Source organism: Thalassospira sp. UBA4513 (assembly GCF_002388495.1).
Classification (GTDB): Bacteria; Pseudomonadota; Alphaproteobacteria; order Rhodospirillales; family Thalassospiraceae; genus Thalassospira; species Thalassospira tepidiphila.
Genome location: NZ_DGMR01000005.1, coordinates 41920 through 59517, shown reverse-complemented (window position 1 = coordinate 59517; position 17598 = coordinate 41920). Strand labels below are relative to the sequence as shown.

Here is a 17598-nt window from a genome sequence, read left to right as displayed (position 1 = left end):
CGCTTTTTCTTTTTGCGAAAGCCAATAAGAAAGCGGCGTTCTCACATAGGAGAGCGCCGCTTTCTCTTTCGTATCAAGGCGTACCTGTTGCTTATTGCCAGCGGTCCGAGAAATCGCGCGGGATCATCAGGATGTCACGATCCACTTTGGTCACATCCGTATGCCCACACAGCGCCATGGACACTTCAAGCTCCTTTTGGATGAGCTCAAGCGTCTTGGTCACACCGGCTTCGCCCATCGCACCCAGACCATAAACATAAGCGCGCCCGATATAGGTGCCCTTTGCGCCAAGTGCCAAGGCTTTCAGCACGTCCTGGCCAGAGCGGATCCCGCTATCAAGGTGGACTTCGATCTTGTCACCAACGGCATCCATGATCGCCGGCAGGGCCCGGATTGAGGACAGGGCGCCATCAAGCTGGCGTCCGCCGTGGTTGGAAACGATGATGGCGTCTGCGCCGACATTCAGCGCCTCCAACGCATCGCGCGGATCAATGATCCCCTTGATGATCAGCGGCCCATCCCACATCTTGCGGAATTCGCGAATGCGATCCCAATCAAGGGATACATCGAATGCTTCGGCGGTCCAGGTGCTCAGCGATGACGCGTCGGCAACACCCTTGGCATGGCCGACAATGTTGCCAAAGAACCGCCGCTTGGTGCCGAGCATGCCAAGGCCCCATTGCACCTTGGTCATCATGTTTGTAACCGATTTGAAAGTCAGCTTCGGCGGGGCGGACAGGCCGTTTTTCAGATCCTTGTGGCGCTGTCCCAGCATCTGAAGATCGACTGTGATGACCGCGGCCGAACATTTGGCGGCTTTGGCGCGGTCAAACAGGCGCTTCATGAAGTCGTCGTCTTTCAGTGTGTAAACCTGTAGCCAGAACGGCTTGGATGTGTTTTCGGCGACATCCTCGATCGAGCAGATCGACATGGTCGATAGCGTGTAGGGGACGCCGAATTTCTCTGCCGCACGCGCAGCCTTGATCTCGCCATCCGCACTTTGCATGCCAGTCAGTCCGACCGGGGCAAGGGCGACGGGCATGGAAACATCCTGACCGATCATCTGGCTTTTGGTGGAACGACCGGCCATGTCGATTGCGACCCGCTGACGCAGGTGAATTTCCTGAAAATCGGTAGTGTTTTCACGGAATGTCTGCTCGGTCCAGCTTCCGGATTCTGCGTAATCGTAAAACATGCGCGGTGTGCGCCGTTTATAGATGCGTTTCAGGTCTTCGACGCAGGTAATCACTGGCATGAGGTCAACTCCGAATAAAATGTGCCTTGTATTGGTAATACCACTTTCCGAGGTTGTCGCAAACCGAATTGAAAATCAGCTTTTGAGTTGCTGTTTTCGGATGCCGGATTCAGACCGATGTTGTTGGCACCAAAGAATTTTAAAAAGAGGGATCGAAAATTCGGAAGGTTGTGATATTAACAAATCTCTGACGCGATAATTTTTTGAATTTAAGGTGTGATCCAATGGTTGGAACGATGCGACGAGTTTTCAAAACATAACTGTTTGAACCTCTGTTGGATAACCTTGCGATATGTGAAGGGCCGCTAATGGAGCGGTCTTTTTTTATGCCAATTTGAAAGTTTGGCACTTACCTGAAGCCCAAAGAAAGGGACCCCCGATATGCAGTACAGAAAGCTGCACGATGCCGATTTTGATGCCGCAAACGCATTTCTTGCCAATCATGCAGCGACCTGCATGGTGCTGCGCGGGAACCTGCGAACTGCCGGTATCGAACGACGTCGTCACCCGCTTTCTGGCAACTGGTTTGGGGAAGTGACCCCGGATGGCAGCATCAGCGCGATTGTCGCGCAATTTGGCAATGGCAATGTCTTTGTCGAGGCCGGCGGTCAGAAGGCTATCCCAAAGGAACTGACGGCGGCGTTTGTTGCAGACCCGCTGAAACCGGTTGCAGGTGTGTTTGGTGATGCTGATACGGCGCAGGATATGCTCTGCCAACTGGGGCTTGAGGACGCGCCCTATGCGATCAATGCATCGGATGTGCTTTACGAGCTTGATCTTGCCAACCTGATCGTGCCGCAAAACGCCCGCGCCGATGATTTTCAGATGGTTGATGCGGAAAAGATTGACCGCAATACATTGCTGCGCTGGTTGCGCGCCTATGAGATCGAGGCACTTGGCGCGGAAGACACACCAAGCCTTGATAGCAAAATCGCTTCACGCCTTGTCCATGCACTGGATGCCCGGACGATGTGGGGCCTGATTGTCGACGGCAAGGCGGTGTCGCTATCCGGCTTTAACGCAACCTTGCCTGATATGGTTCAAGTCGGCCCCGTCTGGACTCCGCCCGAGGAACGCTCCAACGGTTATGCTCGTATCCTGGTTGCCAAAACGCTTCTGGCAGTGCGGGCGCGGGGCGTTAAACGTGCTATTCTGTCAACCGACAGCGAAGCGGCGGCGAAAGCCTATGAAGCGCTTGGGTTTAAGAAGGTCGGGCGGTATCGGTTGGCGATATTAAGTAAACCGTCTGTCGTTCATATGGAGGATTGTACACTGTGAGATGGCTTCTTGCTGTAAGTGTAAGTTAAGCCTTTTGTGATTATGGTGGGCTAAATTTCAAGAGGTTTGAGGTAAAGATGAGCTCCAACGGTAACCTGAAAATCCGCGTATCCTGGTACGATGAGAGTCAGAAGCCCTTCTTGGACGAGTTGGACGATAAGGTTTTCGAGCCTTGGGATGTCAGCTTCAACGCCAAGAGCGATCTGTTGGAGTTGGATCTTTTCCGAAAGCTTCTTAAAGAAAATCCGTTTGAAACCGAAGACGATCTTGTGGGCGTGTTTTCCTGGAAGTTTCTAAGGAAGTCAGGAGTTCCTTATGATCATCTTATGGCAGAGATCGCGAAAGCCCGACGTAAGGAAGTCGACGCCATCATCCTTAATCCTGCGATTGCCAATAACGCTTTGTTTGCCAACGGCTTGGAGCAAGCGATTGCATGCGGGCATGGTGGTTTCAAGGTTGTTTTTCCGAAGCTTGAGCTTGGGCAAATAACCAAATCGCTGTTGCCTGTAGACACCTTCTGTATGTCTTCGTACATCATCGCTAATCGCGCATTTTGGTGTGATTTGGTGCGCTTCCTTGACTTGTATTTGGATATCGCTGACCGTCTGGCGAAGACCGACGAAGAGTTCAAGAAGGTCTATTTTGCAAGTGCTGGTTACCATCGGAACCGCAAATTTGATCATCGACCATTTATGATTGAGCGATTGGTTCAGCTATTCCTGAATACACGAATGTATAACGTTCATTATTTGCATCCCACGGAGAATTGGTTGGGCAACAAATTCGGGGACAAGGCCGAAATTGTGGACAAGTTATACCACCTCAAGCGAGTGTCGCTAAATAACAGCCTTTTGCTCAAGGAATGGATGCAAGTACGACATCCGATTGTTTCAGATTGGCCGAAATTGACAGAGTTTTTCCATCTCGACGATCCGAAAATAGAAATGTGAATGGGCGGATCCGGGGCTATCTCGCAGAAAAGTCTCTAATTGCCTTTGCTACGTAGCGACACTGGTCAGTACCGAGATGCGGCCCGATTGGCAGGCTAAGCACGTCTTTGGCAAATTGGTCTGCAAGTGGATAGTTGCCGTTTGCCGGGAGACTGTCAGCGTATGCTTGCTGCCTGTGGGAGGGCACCGGATAGTGAATGCCGGTACCAATGTTATGCTGGGCAAGATAGCTTTGCAGCTTGTCACGTTCAGGCTGACGTATGACAAAAAGGTGCCATACCGCATCCGCCCATTCCGGGATTGCAGGCAGAATGACGTTGCTGTCTTGCAATTCCTCTAAGTAAACTGTGGCTTGCTCTTTGCGCAAATTGTTCCATTGATCAAGGTGTCGAAGCTTGACTTCAAGCATTGCTGCCTGCAGCGGGTCTAGGCGGCTATTAAAGCCTTTCACCTCGTTAAAGTACTTCTTCCGGGAGCCATAATTTCGCAGAATTCTTATCTTTTCTGCGAGTTCTGCGTCGTTTGTGGTGATTGCGCCGCCATCCCCAAACGCACCGAGGTTTTTGGCCGGGTAAAAGCTCCATGTTGCGATGGTTCCGTGTCCACCGATTTTGCGGCCTTTATAAGAGGCCCCATGCGCTTGCGCGGCATCTTCAATCACTGGGATGTCATGTTTCTCCGATATCTTAAGGATCGGGTCAAGGTCAGCGGGTTGCCCATAAAGGTGAACCGGAATGATTGCACGTGTTTTTGGTGTGATTGCAGCTTCTATCTGTTCGGGATCGATATTGAAACTGTTCGCGCGCGGTTCGACGGGAACGAGATTTGCACCAACCTGCGAAACGGCAAGCCAGGTCGCAATAAAAGTATGAGACGGAACGATAACTTCGTCGCCGGGGCCAACATCAAGTGCACGCAGGGAAAGCACCAGTGCATCAAGACCACTTGCTACCCCGACGCAATGTTTGACATTGCAGTAGTTTGCATATGTATCTTCAAGACTTTCAACAGCGTCGCCTAGGATGTAAAAGCCGGATTCCATAACCTGTTGATAAGCGGCGTCTATGTCCGTCTTGATCGCGCGGTACGTATGACCCGGATCGAGAAAATCAACTTTCATCGGCGCTTTTCCTGCTCATCATGGTTCACGGATACAGTTGGCATTTTAACATCGAGTGAGACTCAGAACCGGCTACTTATTTGCTATGCTCTTCAGATAATTCTCGAACTTTGTGCCGAATTCTGCAACGTCAGGGAATTTCCTTGACCAATAACCACTAAGCGCCCTTGCTTGCTTTGCACCTTGAGTGGCCAGTTCTCTATCAGTGATAACGCCGTTCTTGTGTGAGGCGATTAGCAGGTCAATCCAGTCTGTGATTGCAAACACGAAATCGGGGTTGCTATCTGGGTTGGAGTTTGAATTGTGCTGCGGATCGAAACGGAAATAGCTCAACTCTTCATCAATATAATGCGCCTGATGCCCGAGGGTAGTATTCCAGTAAAAGACAACGTCACTTAAACCTTTTGCGTAAATAGTGTCACTATAGGTCAGTGAGCTGGTCCTGTCATACTGTTTGAGAGTTTCTCCTCTGAGCATGATTGTTGAAAACTCCCCGACGAAGTTCTGGAAGCTAAGAATCATCTGCCTTTGAAGTTCCCTGCCGTCAATCAAGAATGCTTGATTTGCCGGGCGTCTCTCTTTCCCACGTTTGTTTTGGTTATTGATTGTGGCTGATGCAGAAAACACCATACTAGTATTTGAGCTCGACTGAAATGCTTCAACCATTCGCTCAACGCAGAATGGATGAAGTAAGTCATCATCGAAAAGTGGTTTGATGTAGTCTCCTTTTGCGGAAAATATCGCGTCCAAAATGTTCTGCCCGCCTTTCAATTCATTTCGGTAGTAATGAACTCCATTGAAGAGCGCGCATGTCTGCGCAATATTTTCCGTCGGGCAGTTGTCAGACACAATAATCTCGATGTTACTATAAGTTTGCCCGATCGCCGTCCTTAGAGTTTGTTCAAAAAACTCAGGCTTGTAGCTGGGTATTACAATTGAAACCAATGGGGTTTGAGACATCTTTTGCCACTGTCTCCCTTTTTCGAATGTCTTTTTATTAATCTGAACTATCTGTCCGCGGCTGCATTTAGAAAGGTATGATAGTCCCTGAGGTAATCTTCTTCGTCATAAAAGTTTGAAGCCAATACCATGCAGACCGATCCGGATGAGAAATTGTCAAGCTCTCGCCAAATCATGGGGCATATGTACAATCCATTGTAAGAGCGGTTGAGATGGAAGCGTTTTTTTTCTTTGCCATCATCAAGCACGATATCAAAGCTTCCCGACATGGCCACAATCAGTTGGTGCAAGTTCTTGTGTGCATGGCCACCTCTTACAGAACCACCAGGAACGTCATAAAGGTAATAGACGCGCTGTATGTCGAACGGAATATGATTGTTTGCCTCAATAAAGGTCAGGTTCCCCTGACTGTTTGAGATTTTGGGTAGCTCGACAATCTTGCACAGATGAATGCTCATATGATCAAAATCCCATGTTTCGATCTTCCAAAGTTAACCACCAGAACTTTGCTTTCGTGTTAATTTCAGAAAAATCTCTGATGCTTGTACATCTTTTCATAGCGCAGACAAAAACTTAACGAATAATTTTAAGGTTCAGTATAGCTCTGGACATCGACATGATTGGAGAAGGTTGACGGAGATAACGTCATGACGGCAATTCTTCTCGGTGCGGCCGGGACCGGTACATCGTTTGCCATTGCAAGCAGACTTCGTGCTGTTTGGGGCGATGAGGTCCGTATCGTTTCTGTGGATATAAATCCGCCGGAGTTGGTAACCGCCTCGCTGCTCTCTGATATATTTGTACAGGTTCCGTTCGCAGACAATCCTGCCTACGAGAACAAGATACGTACTATCGTACTTTCAGAAGGTATTGATGTTTACGTTCCAATCTTGAACGAAGAGCATCTTGTTGCGCAAAATATTATCGGTGATCCGAATTTTGGTGGTCTTGATGTTTGGAGTTCCGAACTATATGCGCGATGCATAGACAAAGAACTTGCCGATCAGTTTCTGAAAAGCATCGGTGTACCAACGCCTAAGATCATTGATCCGGTTGGACTTTCACCGCAGGCAGAGTGTTTTGTCAAACCTCGCAGTGGTTTTGGCAGCAAGGGGGCCCGTAAAGTATCTGTCGAAGAGTTAAGTGATCTCTCAAAATCGGAACTCGAAAGCCTGATTATTCAGGAAGTATGTGAAGGTCCTGAGGTCACGGTTGACAGTTTTTACGATGCGCAAATGGATGTATCGTTTGCTTATTGCCGCGAAAGGATTGAAATCAAATCGGGCGTGTGTACTAAGGCGCGGGTTTTTTTCGATCCTGAGCTTGCCGATATTGCGCGAAGAATTGGCAAGGGCTTGCAGCAACGCGGCACGATTTGCTTTCAGGCGATGAGGGCCAGGAACGGGTGGGCGATTACCGATTTGAATGTTCGATCCGGGGCTGGGACCGCGATCACATGTAGTGCCGGGTTCGATGTTTTAGCTGCAGCATTTGCATGTCGCACTGGACAGAATTACAGCAAGTTTGTTCGCCAGCTTGCAGTGGATGAAGAGTTTATCGTGACCAGGCAATATACCGAGTTCGTAATGGCTCATCGTCAATGATTTACGCTTTTGATCTAGACGGTACCCTTATAACCGCTCGACAACGCCAGATGACACTCTTGCGAGCTGTTGCAAAACGCATTGATGTGCATCTCGTGGAAGACGCAGTTTGGCAAAAGAAGCGCGAAGGCATCTCAACATTGGCAGCGTTGTTGGAGATGGGTTTGAATGAAGATAAGGCAAAAGAGATTACCAGTGCTTGGATTCAGGAGATAGAGACACCCTATTGGTTAAGCCTCGATACACTTTTTGGCGATACGGTGACAGTACTTGATAGTTTTCGGAAAACGGGGAAAACATTGATTTTGCTGACAGCGCGGCAAAATAGACGGCTGCTTTTGCAGCAACTTTCGCGTCTTGGGATCAGGGGTTATTTCAAAGGTGTTGAGTGTGTATCCCCGTTTTGTGCTGTCGATGAAAAATCAAACGTACTGTCCCGGCACTCGTTCGCCGGCTTTGTTGGTGATAGTGAAACCGATTTTGCCGCTGCCAATAGGACTGGGACACCGTTCTATGCCATTTCTACAGGACAGCGCTCACCAACCTTTCTCGCTGGTTTGGGAGTGGATCGTCCGCACAGTTCACTGCTTGAGGTCAGGGACGCCATCTTTGGCGCCGTCTTGGATAAATGAAACAGATTTGAGCGCATTTAAGGAGATCCACTATGGATGCCGAGGAAAAAAGCAGGCTTGAGCACATAGCGAATAACTCGCTTTATGACAAAGGTGCAAACGCTGCGACCATACACTACGAGTTTGAGGTGTTTCGCAGATTTGTTTTGCCGGGTAGCATTCTTGAAATGGGACCCGCAGAGGGTTTGATGACAGGCCATCTTGTTGATCTCGGGCAAGAAGTCGTTTGTGTCGACGGGTCGGAATTTTTCAGCCAGCGTTTGAAAGAAAAATATCCGTCCATAGAGGTCATTACGTGCCTTTTTGAAGACTTCGAGACCGACCGCAAGTTTGACAACATAGTTCTCGGGCATGTTCTTGAACACGTTGACAATCCGGTTCAGATTCTTGAAGTCGCGAAGAAGTTCCTTGCTCCGAATGGTATTTTGTTTGCAGCCGTACCAAATGCCCGCTCATTGCATAGGCAGGCTGGGGTTATTATGGGGCTCTTGCAGGCTGAGGATGAGTTAAACGACCTCGATAGGCACCACGGTCATCGTCGAGTATTTAATCCCGAAAGCTTCCGCCAGGCATTCTATCAGTCCGGATATAACATTGATTATTTCGGTGGGTATTGGTTGAAGCCTGTTTCCAACAGCCAGATTGAAGCAAATTGGACTGCCGAGATGCTGGAGGCTTTTATGAAGCTCGGGGAGCGATACCCCGATATCGCTGGCGAAATTTATGTCGTCGCCTCGCATAAATAAATACTCCCCGATAAGGGTAACTCAAGAATGACCAATAATTCCCGCTACAACATCTGCATCGTCCAGCCTCCGGGTTATATTCATTCGCTGGCGTTTGCGGAGTTGGCCGAGCTTTTGATGTATTCGATCCGCGAGGCGGGGCATCCGGCGCAGATCCAGACCAATCAGTTTATGCAAGGAGCGGTCAATATTATTGTCGGGGCGCATTTGCTTGATGTTTCGGCTCTGCGCGCCGTGCGAGAGGGAACGATTATCCTTAATACCGAGCAGCTTACGGGTGTTGGAGAGAAATGGCGGGAGCAACTGACGGGCTGGTTTGAGTCCGGCCTTGAAATCTGGGATTACAGCCCGGCCAATATCGAGGTCATCAAGGCGCTGGGGGCTGAAAAGGTCCGCTACTTGCCGATTGGCTTCCAGAAAGAGCTCCAGCGGATCGATATTAGCGTCGAACAGGACATTGACGTTCTGTTTTATGGATCGATCAATGAACGCCGGCGCGACATCCTAAGCCAGATTGAAGCCAAGGGGCTCAACCTGAAGGTCCTGATGGGCGTTTATGGCAAGGAACGTGATCAGTGGATCGCGCGGTCAAAAGTCATTCTGAATCACCATTTCTACGAAAGCCAGATCTTCGAGATTGTGCGCGTTTCGTATCTTTTGACCAACGCCAAGGCGGTTGTCGCGGAAGTAAACCCGGAAACCGTGATCGAGGATCGATTCCGCAAAGGGGTCATTGATGTGCCCTATGCCGGTTTGGTCGATGCGGTATGTGACTTGGTTGCCGACACGACCAAACGTAAGGCATTGCAGCGCCGCGCGTTAAACAGCCTCATCAAATATCCGCAGGTTGAGTTCACCAAACCCCTTTTGGAATTCACGCACTAAGGCTGATCAACATGCTCCGAGCACACACGCGTATCAAAGTTGCAGCGTGCCGTGCCGGTGCCATGTTCGCGCTTGTCTGCATCATTGCCTTTGGGGCAGTGCTTCCGGCAACAGCTGAGAACCTGTCACAGGTTCTATACCGGTTTGAAAACCGGGCGCTGACCTTGGGGCGATATGGCGCGGTGGCGGTGTTTCAGGAACGGCTTTTTGCGCAGGCGGCGAAATGTGCGGGCAAACCGGCCAGCAGCTATGGCGCGCCGGATGGGGTTGTCGGGGCGAAAACACGGCAGGCGATCATTGATCTGCAGCCGTGCTTGAATGCGGCTGTTCGGGCCGCGGTCGGGGCCGAAAGTTATGGGGCGATCACGATCGGGCTCTGGCAGTTATTAATGCCAGGCCAGTTGCCGCCACCTGATGCCATCACACGGGCTAATCACCTGACTTTTGCGCTGGAGGGCACGGACTATGACGTCATCCAGTTCAATTTCTGCCAGTCGAGAAATCCCCGCAGCGGCAAGACCTTCCTTGAAGGCGATCCCTATTGCCATACCAATGACCCGCGCGCCTATCTGACATGGGGGCCGCGCGGCGCAACCGCCGGGGCAGGGGCGGAAATTCAGCAAATTTTGTTTGCCGCCGAGCGCGCCAATCCCGGATTGCTGCAAAACGTCTTTGGACCGTTTACCGAGGATATGCATCGCCTGGCACTTGGCAACAATGATGCAGCGTTTGATATACTCTGTGCGATCTGGGTTGATGAACGGAAGCGTACTGCCTTCGAAAAACGCTTTGCCGCCTATGGCGCGCGGTATGAGGTGCAGGCGGCCTATCACCGGGTATATGACGCGGCCAATGCCGATGGCGGCAAGATAGCGCGATTTTTCAAATTATATAACGCCCTGAAACCGGTGATCAATCGCGATCCGACCGAGATTGACCTGGCCTTTTTTATCGACCGTGCAACCCATGGCTCCGTCCCGCCCGGCGATATCAGCGATCTTGTTGAGCGCATGACAAAATTCGTCACACGCACGCGAAATGTGCCAAGCCCGGGTGAGCTGCGTAAACAACTGGCCGCCTGGCTGCCGACGCATCACAAATACAATGACCGGCTGGCGCGCGATGCGATTTTTCTGGTGGATGACCCGGATGTGGTGGTGTCGGATGCCCATCGGCGTATGTGGTTGCAACGATCCGGGCTAAAGGCCAGTGACTTCGGGCTGTCTGACGCGCGCTATGTTGCAAGCTATCCCGTTGCAAGCCCCACGGGCTACGAGAAGATCGAGAAATTCTATACCGTTTTGCCCGAGGATGCGCGAGCCTGTCCCGATACCGTACGCCGTGAGCGTAAGAAATAGGGCGCAATGATTTGCAACCATGAGCAAAGCGCATGGGAATATTGCAAATCGTAAGGGGGATTTCCCGCCTAATTGCTTGCATCTGCGGGGCTTGTTTGCCAACATCCGGGCGTTATCAATGCCTGTTTTCGAGCAGGTGCTAAATATGGAGTAGGAATAGAAATGAGCGACGTTAAGGTCAAAGTCGGAATTCTCGGTGCCAGTGGCTATACCGGGGCGGAACTGGTTCGCATTCTTGCGCATCACGAAGCTTCGGAAATTACACTGTTGACCGCAGACCGACGCGCCGGACGTCCGTTCGGGGAGGTTTTCCCCCATCTTGCCCATATCAAACTGCCAACCATGATCTCGATTGCCGAGGCTGACTGGTCGACCGTCGATCTGATTTTCTGTGCGTTGCCACATGGCACGACACAGGAAGTCATTGCCGGTCTGCCTGAACATGTAAAGGTTGTCGATCTTTCGGCAGACTTCCGTCTGTTTGATCCGGCGACCTACAAGGAATGGTATGGCGCGGAACATGCAGCCCAGGATCTGCAGAAGGAAGTCGTCTATGGTCTGACCGAACTACACCGTGAAAAGATCAAAAAGGCACGTGTCGTTGCCAATCCGGGCTGCTATCCGACCCCGGTGCAGCTTGCACTGACGCCGCTTCTGGAAGGCAAGCTGGTGCATGCTGACGACATCATCATTGATGCCAAGTCCGGTGTGACCGGGGCTGGTCGCGCGCCCAAGGAAATGACGCTGTATGCCGAAGTGACCGAAGGCATTCATGCCTATGGCACCGGTGGGCACCGCCATGCGCCAGAGATCGAACAGGGCCTTGCCTGGGCGTGCGGCAGTGATGTTGTGGTGAACTTTTCACCGCACCTTATGCCGATGAGCCGCGGTATTCTTGAAAGCATCTATGTCAAAATGACCAACGGCACCACGGCTGAGGACATTCAGGCCGCCCTTGAAAAGCGGTTTGCCGACGAGCCGTTTGTGCGCGTTCTGCCATTTGGTGTCACACCGCAGACCCGCCATGTGCGTGGGTCTAACTATGTCCTGATGGGGGTCGTCAAGGATCGTGTGCCGGGCCGCGTGATCATCGTTGCAGTCGAAGACAACCTTGTCAAAGGCGCATCCGGTCAGGCGGTTCAGAACATGAACGTCATGCTGGGCCTGCCCGAAACCATGGGCCTTGAGATCGAGCCGCTGTTCCCGTAAGCGAACCGGCGAACAACAAATTAAAGGCGGAGCCATCTGGTTCCGCCTTTTTTCTTTATCGGCGAAGCTTATCGGGCAATGGTCGAATTTTGCCAAAGCGGGCTTTCATGCTGGCCGGATCAACTTTAAAGTGACGGCAATTAATTGAATGCCAGTTTGTGAAAGGTCCCACAGCATGCGTTTGTCCTATCGCGGGGTGAAGCCCACCATTGATGAAACCGCCTTCATTGCCCCCAATGCGACGATCATTGGTGATGTTGAAATCGGGGCGGAGACCGGCATCTGGTTTGGCTGTGTTATTCGTGGCGATGTGCATGAAATCCGTATTGGATCGCGCACCAATATTCAGGACCTGACCATGGTCCACGTCGCCAAGGGCAAGTTCGGCACCTATATTGGCGATGACGTCACGATCGGCCATTCAGCAATCATTCATGCCTGCACGCTTGAAGATCGAAGCTTTGTCGGCATGGGCGCGACCGTGATGGATGGTTGCGTGATTGAGCAGGGCGGGATGCTGGGTGCCAATGCGCTTTTGGCACCGGGAAAACGCATTCCGGCAGGCGAGCTTTGGGCCGGGGTACCAGCACGTAAGGTGCGGGATCTGACGCAGGAAGAAATCGAGTTCTTCAAGGTGTCGGCTGATCGCTATGCGGATCTGGCGCAGGAATATGTCAAATCAATCCCCGAGGATCTGGCATAATATCCACCAGCAATGCATGCGAGGCAGCGATCATCTGGACTGATGTCCTGTGATGCCGGTTTTGGTCGCTGCGCGCTTGAATAAACGGATGTGAGGGAAGCCAAAGGCAGCCAGCCATTGACTTTGATCAAGGCAAGGAGCAATTGTGTGGGTGTAAATGAAAAGCGTTCGCGATTGAGCGACTGCGTCAACCTCATCCAACAATCGACCAAATCAAAGTGTTTTCGATGCCCCACAATCTTCGTTCGTCACTGCATCTAACCTCTGTTTTCGCCCTTATGGGCTGCTATGCGGGTAGTCCTGCCTTGGCGGAAGATGCGTCGGCGATGCTGCATCGGCTTGCCGATACGGGACATCGCAAAACGGCGAGTGTGTCGGAAGTTGCGACGGCCACAGAGGCGCAGTCACCCTTTGAAGGCTTAGCGGACCTGGGCGAGGCACTTTATTTCGATACCAACCTTTCAGCCAATCGCACCATGTCCTGCGCCACCTGCCACGATCCATCGACGGGGTTCCGTGATCCGCGGGTCGATGTCGCAAGCGGGGCGTTTTCATTGGGCGATGATGGCGAAAGCCTTGGCGATCGTAATGCGCCGACCGCAAGCTATGCCAAATTCTCCCCGCCATTTCATGTGCGCGAAGATGGTGTCGCGGTCGGTGGCCAGTTCTGGGATGGACGGGCAATGGATCTGGCTGAGCAGGCCGGTGGTCCGCCGCTGAACCCGATTGAGATGGGGATGCCGGACAAGGCCAGTGTGGTTGCGCGTCTGCGCGAAGACGACGATTATGTTGCAGGCTTCAAGGCGTTGTTTGGCAATAATGTCTGGTCGGATGCGGATCAAGCATATGGCGCAATGACCAAGGCAATTGCCGCCTTTGAAGAGGGTGATGAGTTCGCACCGTTCGACAGCAAATATGACCGGTTCCTGCGCGGCGAATACAAAATGACGCCTGAGGAAGAATTGGGTCGTGTCCTGTTCTTTTCGCAGCAATTTACCAATTGCAATACCTGCCACATGCTGAAAACCAGCCCGACTTCAGAGGGCGAAACTTTCACCAATTACGAATTCCACAATATCGGCGTGCCGCGCAATGTCGCAACGCGCGATGCTGTCCGCAAGGATATCGGTTTTACCGATAACGGGTTGCTCGATAACGCAGCAATCGACGACCGGGCCTATCGTGGCAAATACAAAACCCCGTCACTGCGCAATGTGGCGGTGACGGGGCCCTATATGCATAACGGGGTCTTTGCCGATCTTGAGACGGTGGTTCGCTTCTATAACAAATATAACAGCAAGGCCGAGATCAATCAGACCAACCCGGAAACCGGCAAGCCGTGGGGGGAGCCGGAAGTGGCCGAAACCATTTCGCTTAAAGAGCTTGAGCAGGGCGATGCCCTTGATGAAAAGCGCATCGATGCCATTGTCGCCTTCCTCAAGACATTGACCGACGCGCGCTATGAACCGCTTTTGGAACAGCAACAGGCGGCCAAAGCAAACTAGGCTTTCAGCGTTTCAATCACCGCACTTTGCGCCAGATCGCCAAGGCCGGACTTTGTTGCCTTTTCAAAGACGTTATAGGCACTTTGGCCAACGGGTGTGGACATGCCGAGGTCCTTGACCAAGGCAAGGGCATAGGATGCATCCTTGGCGCGCAAGGCATTGGTGAAATGGATGTTTTCGTGATGATTGCCGCTGACCATGCCGGGAACGGTCATAAGGCCGGACCCACTGGCGTTTGCGCCGATGGCAAAGGTATCGGCAACGGTTTGACCATCGAGCCCCGCCTTTTGCGCGACCGCAACCAGTTCGGCAGCGGCGGCGATATGAACAGCGCCGAGCAAGTTGTGCATCAGCTTGTAAACCGTGCCCGATCCGATTGGACCGAAATGAATGGTCTTTTTGCCGGTGTCATTGAGGATCGGGGTAACGCGATCAAGGGTTTCAGACGCAGCTCCGATCAAAAAGATGGTGTTGCCGGCTTCAACATCGGCGGGAATGCCCGTTACCGGGCTGTCAACATACTGAACACCAGCAGCCTCGATTGTTTTTGAAAGTTCAAGCACAAAGCCGTGTGACAGGGTGGAGCATTCAATCGCAATGCTGTCTTTTCGCATGGCGGAAAGCGCACCATCATCGCCCAGCCAAACAGATCGTGCTGCCGCGTCATCAGACATAAATGAAATTACGGTATCGACATCTTTGGCGGCCATTGCCGGTGTGTCGCAGGCGACCGCGCCAAGGGTAACAAGCGGTTCAAGTTTGGCTTTGTTTCTGTTCCAGACCTTGACGTCATATCCCTTTGAAAGCAGGCGTTTGATCATCGCCGATGCCATGCGGCCAGCGCCAAGAAAGCCGATTGTGTGGGCCATCATTATTCCCTTGGATCTATTCGGATAAAAGAAAACGGTCTGCCGTGATGGCAGACCGTGAAAATGTGTCAGGGTGGTCTGCGATCAGATCAGGACAAGCTCACTTTGACATATTCACCCGGTGCCGGGCCAATGACCTTAAGCTTGCCATCGCCCGGTTTGCGGGCATCGACCTTGCCACCGGCACGACGGCCGACCCAGTTTTGCCAATCGGTCCACCAGGATCCTTCATGCTGGGCGGCCTTGGCCATCCAGTCTTCCGGGTTGGCCGGATTGCGATTATACGTCCAATAGCAATATTTCTTGGCCGCAGGCGGGTTGACCACACCGGCAATATGCCCCGATGCCGACAGCACGAATTTCACCTGGCCTGACATTAATTGCGTCCCGGCATAGGTTGCCTGCCACGGTGCGATATGGTCTTCGCGGGTTGACAGGAAATAGACCGGAATTTTGATGTCACGCAGATCAATCGGTTCGCCAAAGATCTTGATGCCGCCCGGTTCACGCAACAGGTTCTTGTTATACATATTGCGCAAATAGAAGCTGTGCATTGCCTTGGGCATGCGGGTGGAATCGGAGTTCCAATACAGAAGATCAAACGGGAACGGATCCTTGCCCAGCATGTAGTTGGATACAACAAACGACCAGATCAGATCATTGGCGCGCAGCATGTTAAACGACATCGACATATCGCGCCCGTCAAGATAGCCCTCTTTGGACATCTTGTGTTCAAGGCTTTTGATCTGTTCGTCATCCACAAAGACCGAAAGTTCGCCCGACTTTTCAAAATCGGTCAGCGTCGTCAGGAAGGTCGCAGATTTGACCCGGTCATCCCCGGTTTTCGCCATATAGGCCAGGGTCGAAGCCAGAAGCGTGCCGCCAAGGCAATAGCCGATCGCGTTGACTTCTTTCTCGCCGGTGGCCTGTTCGATCATGTCAAGGGCGGCAAGAACGCCTTCCTTGGCGTAGTCTTCAAACGATTTTTCGGCAAGTTCGCTGTCCGGGTTAACCCAGGACAGGACAAACACCGTGTGGCCCTGATCAACCGCCCATTTGATGAAGGAGTTTTCCGGGCGCAAATCAAGAATGTAGTATTTGTTTATCCATGGCGGGACGATCACAAGTGGGCGTTTTGCAACCTTGTCGGTGCTTGGCTTGTATTGCAGAAGTTCCATCAACGGCGTTTTGCCGACAACTGATCCTTCGGTGGTGGCGACGTTTTCGCCAACCTTGAAGGCATCAAGATCGGTCATGCGGATTTGCAGTTTGCCCTTGCCGCGTTCAAGGTCTTCCAAAAGGTTTTGCAACCCCTTAAGCAGGTTTTCACCACCAGATTCGATTGTGGTCCGTATGACTTCCGGGTTGGTCATCAGGAAGTTGGTCGGCGATATCGCATCGACGAATTGGCGGGTGTAAAATTCGACTTTCTGTGCGGTTTTATCGTCAAGCCCGTCCACGTCGTGGACAACGTTTTGCATCCATTGGGATGACAGCAAGTATGACTGCTTGATGAAATCAAACAGTTCATTGTTTTCCCATGCCTCGTCACGGAATCGACGATCCCCCTTTTGCGGGGAGACAACCGGTTCGGCTTCTTCGCCCATCATACGCAGGGTGGTATTGTGCCACAGGGTATAATATTGCTGCCAAAGCTCCATCTGGGCTTCGACCAGCTTGACCGGGTTTTGCATCATGTGCGTGGTCAATTCGGCAAAGGCAGAGCCGATATTAAGTGGGTCCGGGTCGGATATTTCCGGATCTTCTGCCTGCTTTGCCAGGAATTCAGACACAAGTCGTTGACTTTTCTCAGCAATCTCTGCCATAGCGGCAGAGAGCTTTTCGGGATCCGGATGTTTGTTTTCAGTTTCGATGGCCTGTTGATCGCTCATGGGGCATTCCCTTATGATACCGCCGCGGATACAAGGTAACTTCAGAACATTTTTGCGTCTTTGCAATATCGCAAGACTTTTGACGTTCTATGTTCCGGGTATCCGATTGACGTTCCGGGTTGAAACTTTGCTTGATCCCAAGCTTATCATGGCCTTAGCCTAGCGCGTCGTTTAGGGGTAGTACAAGAATTATAAGGTGACGTTTTTGCGGATTGATTTAATGCAGACGTCGTCCAACTGAATTTGGAGCAGCGAAAAGAAATGGGCGTTCTGAAATCGACCACCGGGCAGGGGGCTTGGCAGGAGACTGCAAGGGGGAAGCTGCGGGTATTGCTGCAGACGGGCTCGGCCCTGGCTGTGGTGCTGACACTTGGCGCCTGTTCTTCGGTTCCCGATGCGATCAATCCGGTCGAGTGGGGCAAATCCGTCGGAGACATGTTTGATGGCGAAGATGAAGAGCGCGCCGTCAAATCCGACGAAGCCATTCCGGGTGAAGATGGCGAATACCCGAACCTCTCCGACACGCCCGCTAAACCGGTTGTCACCGGCGATGCAGAACGTGATGCACTGGTTGCCGGCCTCGCCGCAGACCGCCAGAATGCCCAGTATGAGCAGGGTGGCCGCCGTCAAAG

16 protein-coding genes and 1 pseudogene are annotated in these 17598 nt (G+C 51.9%); 11 read left to right on the top strand and 6 right to left on the bottom strand.

Annotated elements, in window-relative coordinates; translation table 11 throughout:
- Positions 1-91 precede the first annotated feature (91 nt).
- Positions 92-1255, bottom strand: a complete 1164-nt coding sequence (locus B2T33_RS02130; protein WP_197145128.1) for an alpha-hydroxy acid oxidase — start codon at positions 1253-1255, stop codon at positions 92-94.
- A gap of 381 nt (positions 1256-1636) precedes the next feature.
- On the opposite strand from B2T33_RS02130, the gene B2T33_RS02125 reads away from it, so the two are divergent.
- Complete coding sequence (locus B2T33_RS02125) at positions 1637-2533, top strand: GNAT family N-acetyltransferase (protein ID WP_197145127.1); 897 nt, start codon at positions 1637-1639, stop codon at positions 2531-2533.
- 77 nt (positions 2534-2610) lie between these two features.
- On the top strand, positions 2611-3483 hold the full coding sequence (locus B2T33_RS02120) for a hypothetical protein (protein ID WP_064780744.1): 873 nt from the start codon (positions 2611-2613) through the stop codon (positions 3481-3483).
- Between the two features lie 16 nt (positions 3484-3499).
- Here B2T33_RS02120 and B2T33_RS02115 read toward each other — a convergent pair whose 3' ends face one another.
- The 3 genes from B2T33_RS02115 to B2T33_RS02105 form a co-directional block, all read right to left on the bottom strand.
- A complete protein-coding gene (locus B2T33_RS02115; protein ID WP_197145126.1) occupies positions 3500-4603 on the bottom strand; it encodes a DegT/DnrJ/EryC1/StrS family aminotransferase in 1104 nt (367 codons plus the stop codon).
- A gap of 72 nt (positions 4604-4675) precedes the next feature.
- The gene (locus tag B2T33_RS02110) at positions 4676-5563 is read right to left on the bottom strand and encodes a glycosyltransferase family 2 protein (protein WP_197145125.1); all 888 of its coding nucleotides are present in this window, start codon (positions 5561-5563) and stop codon (positions 4676-4678) included.
- Between the two features lie 47 nt (positions 5564-5610).
- On the bottom strand, positions 5611-6021 hold the full coding sequence (locus tag B2T33_RS02105; RefSeq protein ID WP_197145124.1) for a sugar 3,4-ketoisomerase: 411 nt from the start codon (positions 6019-6021) through the stop codon (positions 5611-5613).
- Between the two features lie 189 nt (positions 6022-6210).
- Between B2T33_RS02105 and B2T33_RS02100 the strand changes: the two genes are divergently transcribed.
- From B2T33_RS02100 to B2T33_RS02065, 8 genes are all read left to right on the top strand, one after another.
- Entirely contained in the window at positions 6211-7167 is a 957-nt protein-coding gene (locus tag B2T33_RS02100; protein ID WP_197145123.1) for an ATP-grasp domain-containing protein, read from the top strand.
- Positions 7164-7799, top strand: a complete 636-nt coding sequence (locus tag B2T33_RS02095; RefSeq protein ID WP_197145122.1) for an HAD family hydrolase — start codon at positions 7164-7166, stop codon at positions 7797-7799. Before B2T33_RS02100 ends, B2T33_RS02095 begins: the two co-directional genes overlap by 4 nt.
- 32 nt (positions 7800-7831) lie before the next feature.
- Positions 7832-8545: a class I SAM-dependent methyltransferase gene (locus B2T33_RS02090; RefSeq protein ID WP_197145121.1), complete on the top strand. Its 714-nt coding sequence runs from the start codon at positions 7832-7834 to the stop codon at positions 8543-8545.
- A 27-nt stretch (positions 8546-8572) separates the two neighbouring features.
- A complete protein-coding gene (locus B2T33_RS02085) occupies positions 8573-9430 on the top strand; it encodes a hypothetical protein (RefSeq protein WP_286791041.1) in 858 nt (285 codons plus the stop codon).
- 11 nt (positions 9431-9441) lie between these two features.
- Complete coding sequence (locus B2T33_RS02080) at positions 9442-10788, top strand: hypothetical protein (RefSeq protein ID WP_197145119.1); 1347 nt, start codon at positions 9442-9444, stop codon at positions 10786-10788.
- 162 nt (positions 10789-10950) lie between these two features.
- Positions 10951-11997: an N-acetyl-gamma-glutamyl-phosphate reductase gene (gene argC, locus B2T33_RS02075; protein ID WP_197145118.1), complete on the top strand. Its 1047-nt coding sequence runs from the start codon at positions 10951-10953 to the stop codon at positions 11995-11997.
- A gap of 175 nt (positions 11998-12172) precedes the next feature.
- On the top strand, positions 12173-12700 hold the full coding sequence (locus B2T33_RS02070; RefSeq protein WP_083952754.1) for a gamma carbonic anhydrase family protein: 528 nt from the start codon (positions 12173-12175) through the stop codon (positions 12698-12700).
- 227 nt (positions 12701-12927) lie between these two features.
- The gene (locus B2T33_RS02065) at positions 12928-14205 is read left to right on the top strand and encodes a cytochrome-c peroxidase (RefSeq protein ID WP_197145117.1); all 1278 of its coding nucleotides are present in this window, start codon (positions 12928-12930) and stop codon (positions 14203-14205) included.
- On the opposite strand, the gene B2T33_RS02060 is transcribed toward B2T33_RS02065, so the two are convergent.
- On the bottom strand, positions 14202-15074 hold the full coding sequence (locus tag B2T33_RS02060) for an NAD(P)-dependent oxidoreductase (protein ID WP_197147692.1): 873 nt from the start codon (positions 15072-15074) through the stop codon (positions 14202-14204). The two genes, B2T33_RS02065 and B2T33_RS02060, sit on opposite strands and share 4 nt — an antisense overlap.
- An 89-nt stretch (positions 15075-15163) precedes the next feature.
- A complete protein-coding gene (locus tag B2T33_RS02055; RefSeq protein ID WP_063090049.1) occupies positions 15164-16966 on the bottom strand; it encodes a PHA/PHB synthase family protein in 1803 nt (600 codons plus the stop codon).
- A gap of 261 nt (positions 16967-17227) precedes the next feature.
- Here B2T33_RS02055 and B2T33_RS02050 point away from each other — a divergent pair.
- Positions 17228-17598: pseudogene (locus B2T33_RS02050) on the top strand (OmpA family protein); the annotation flags it as partial.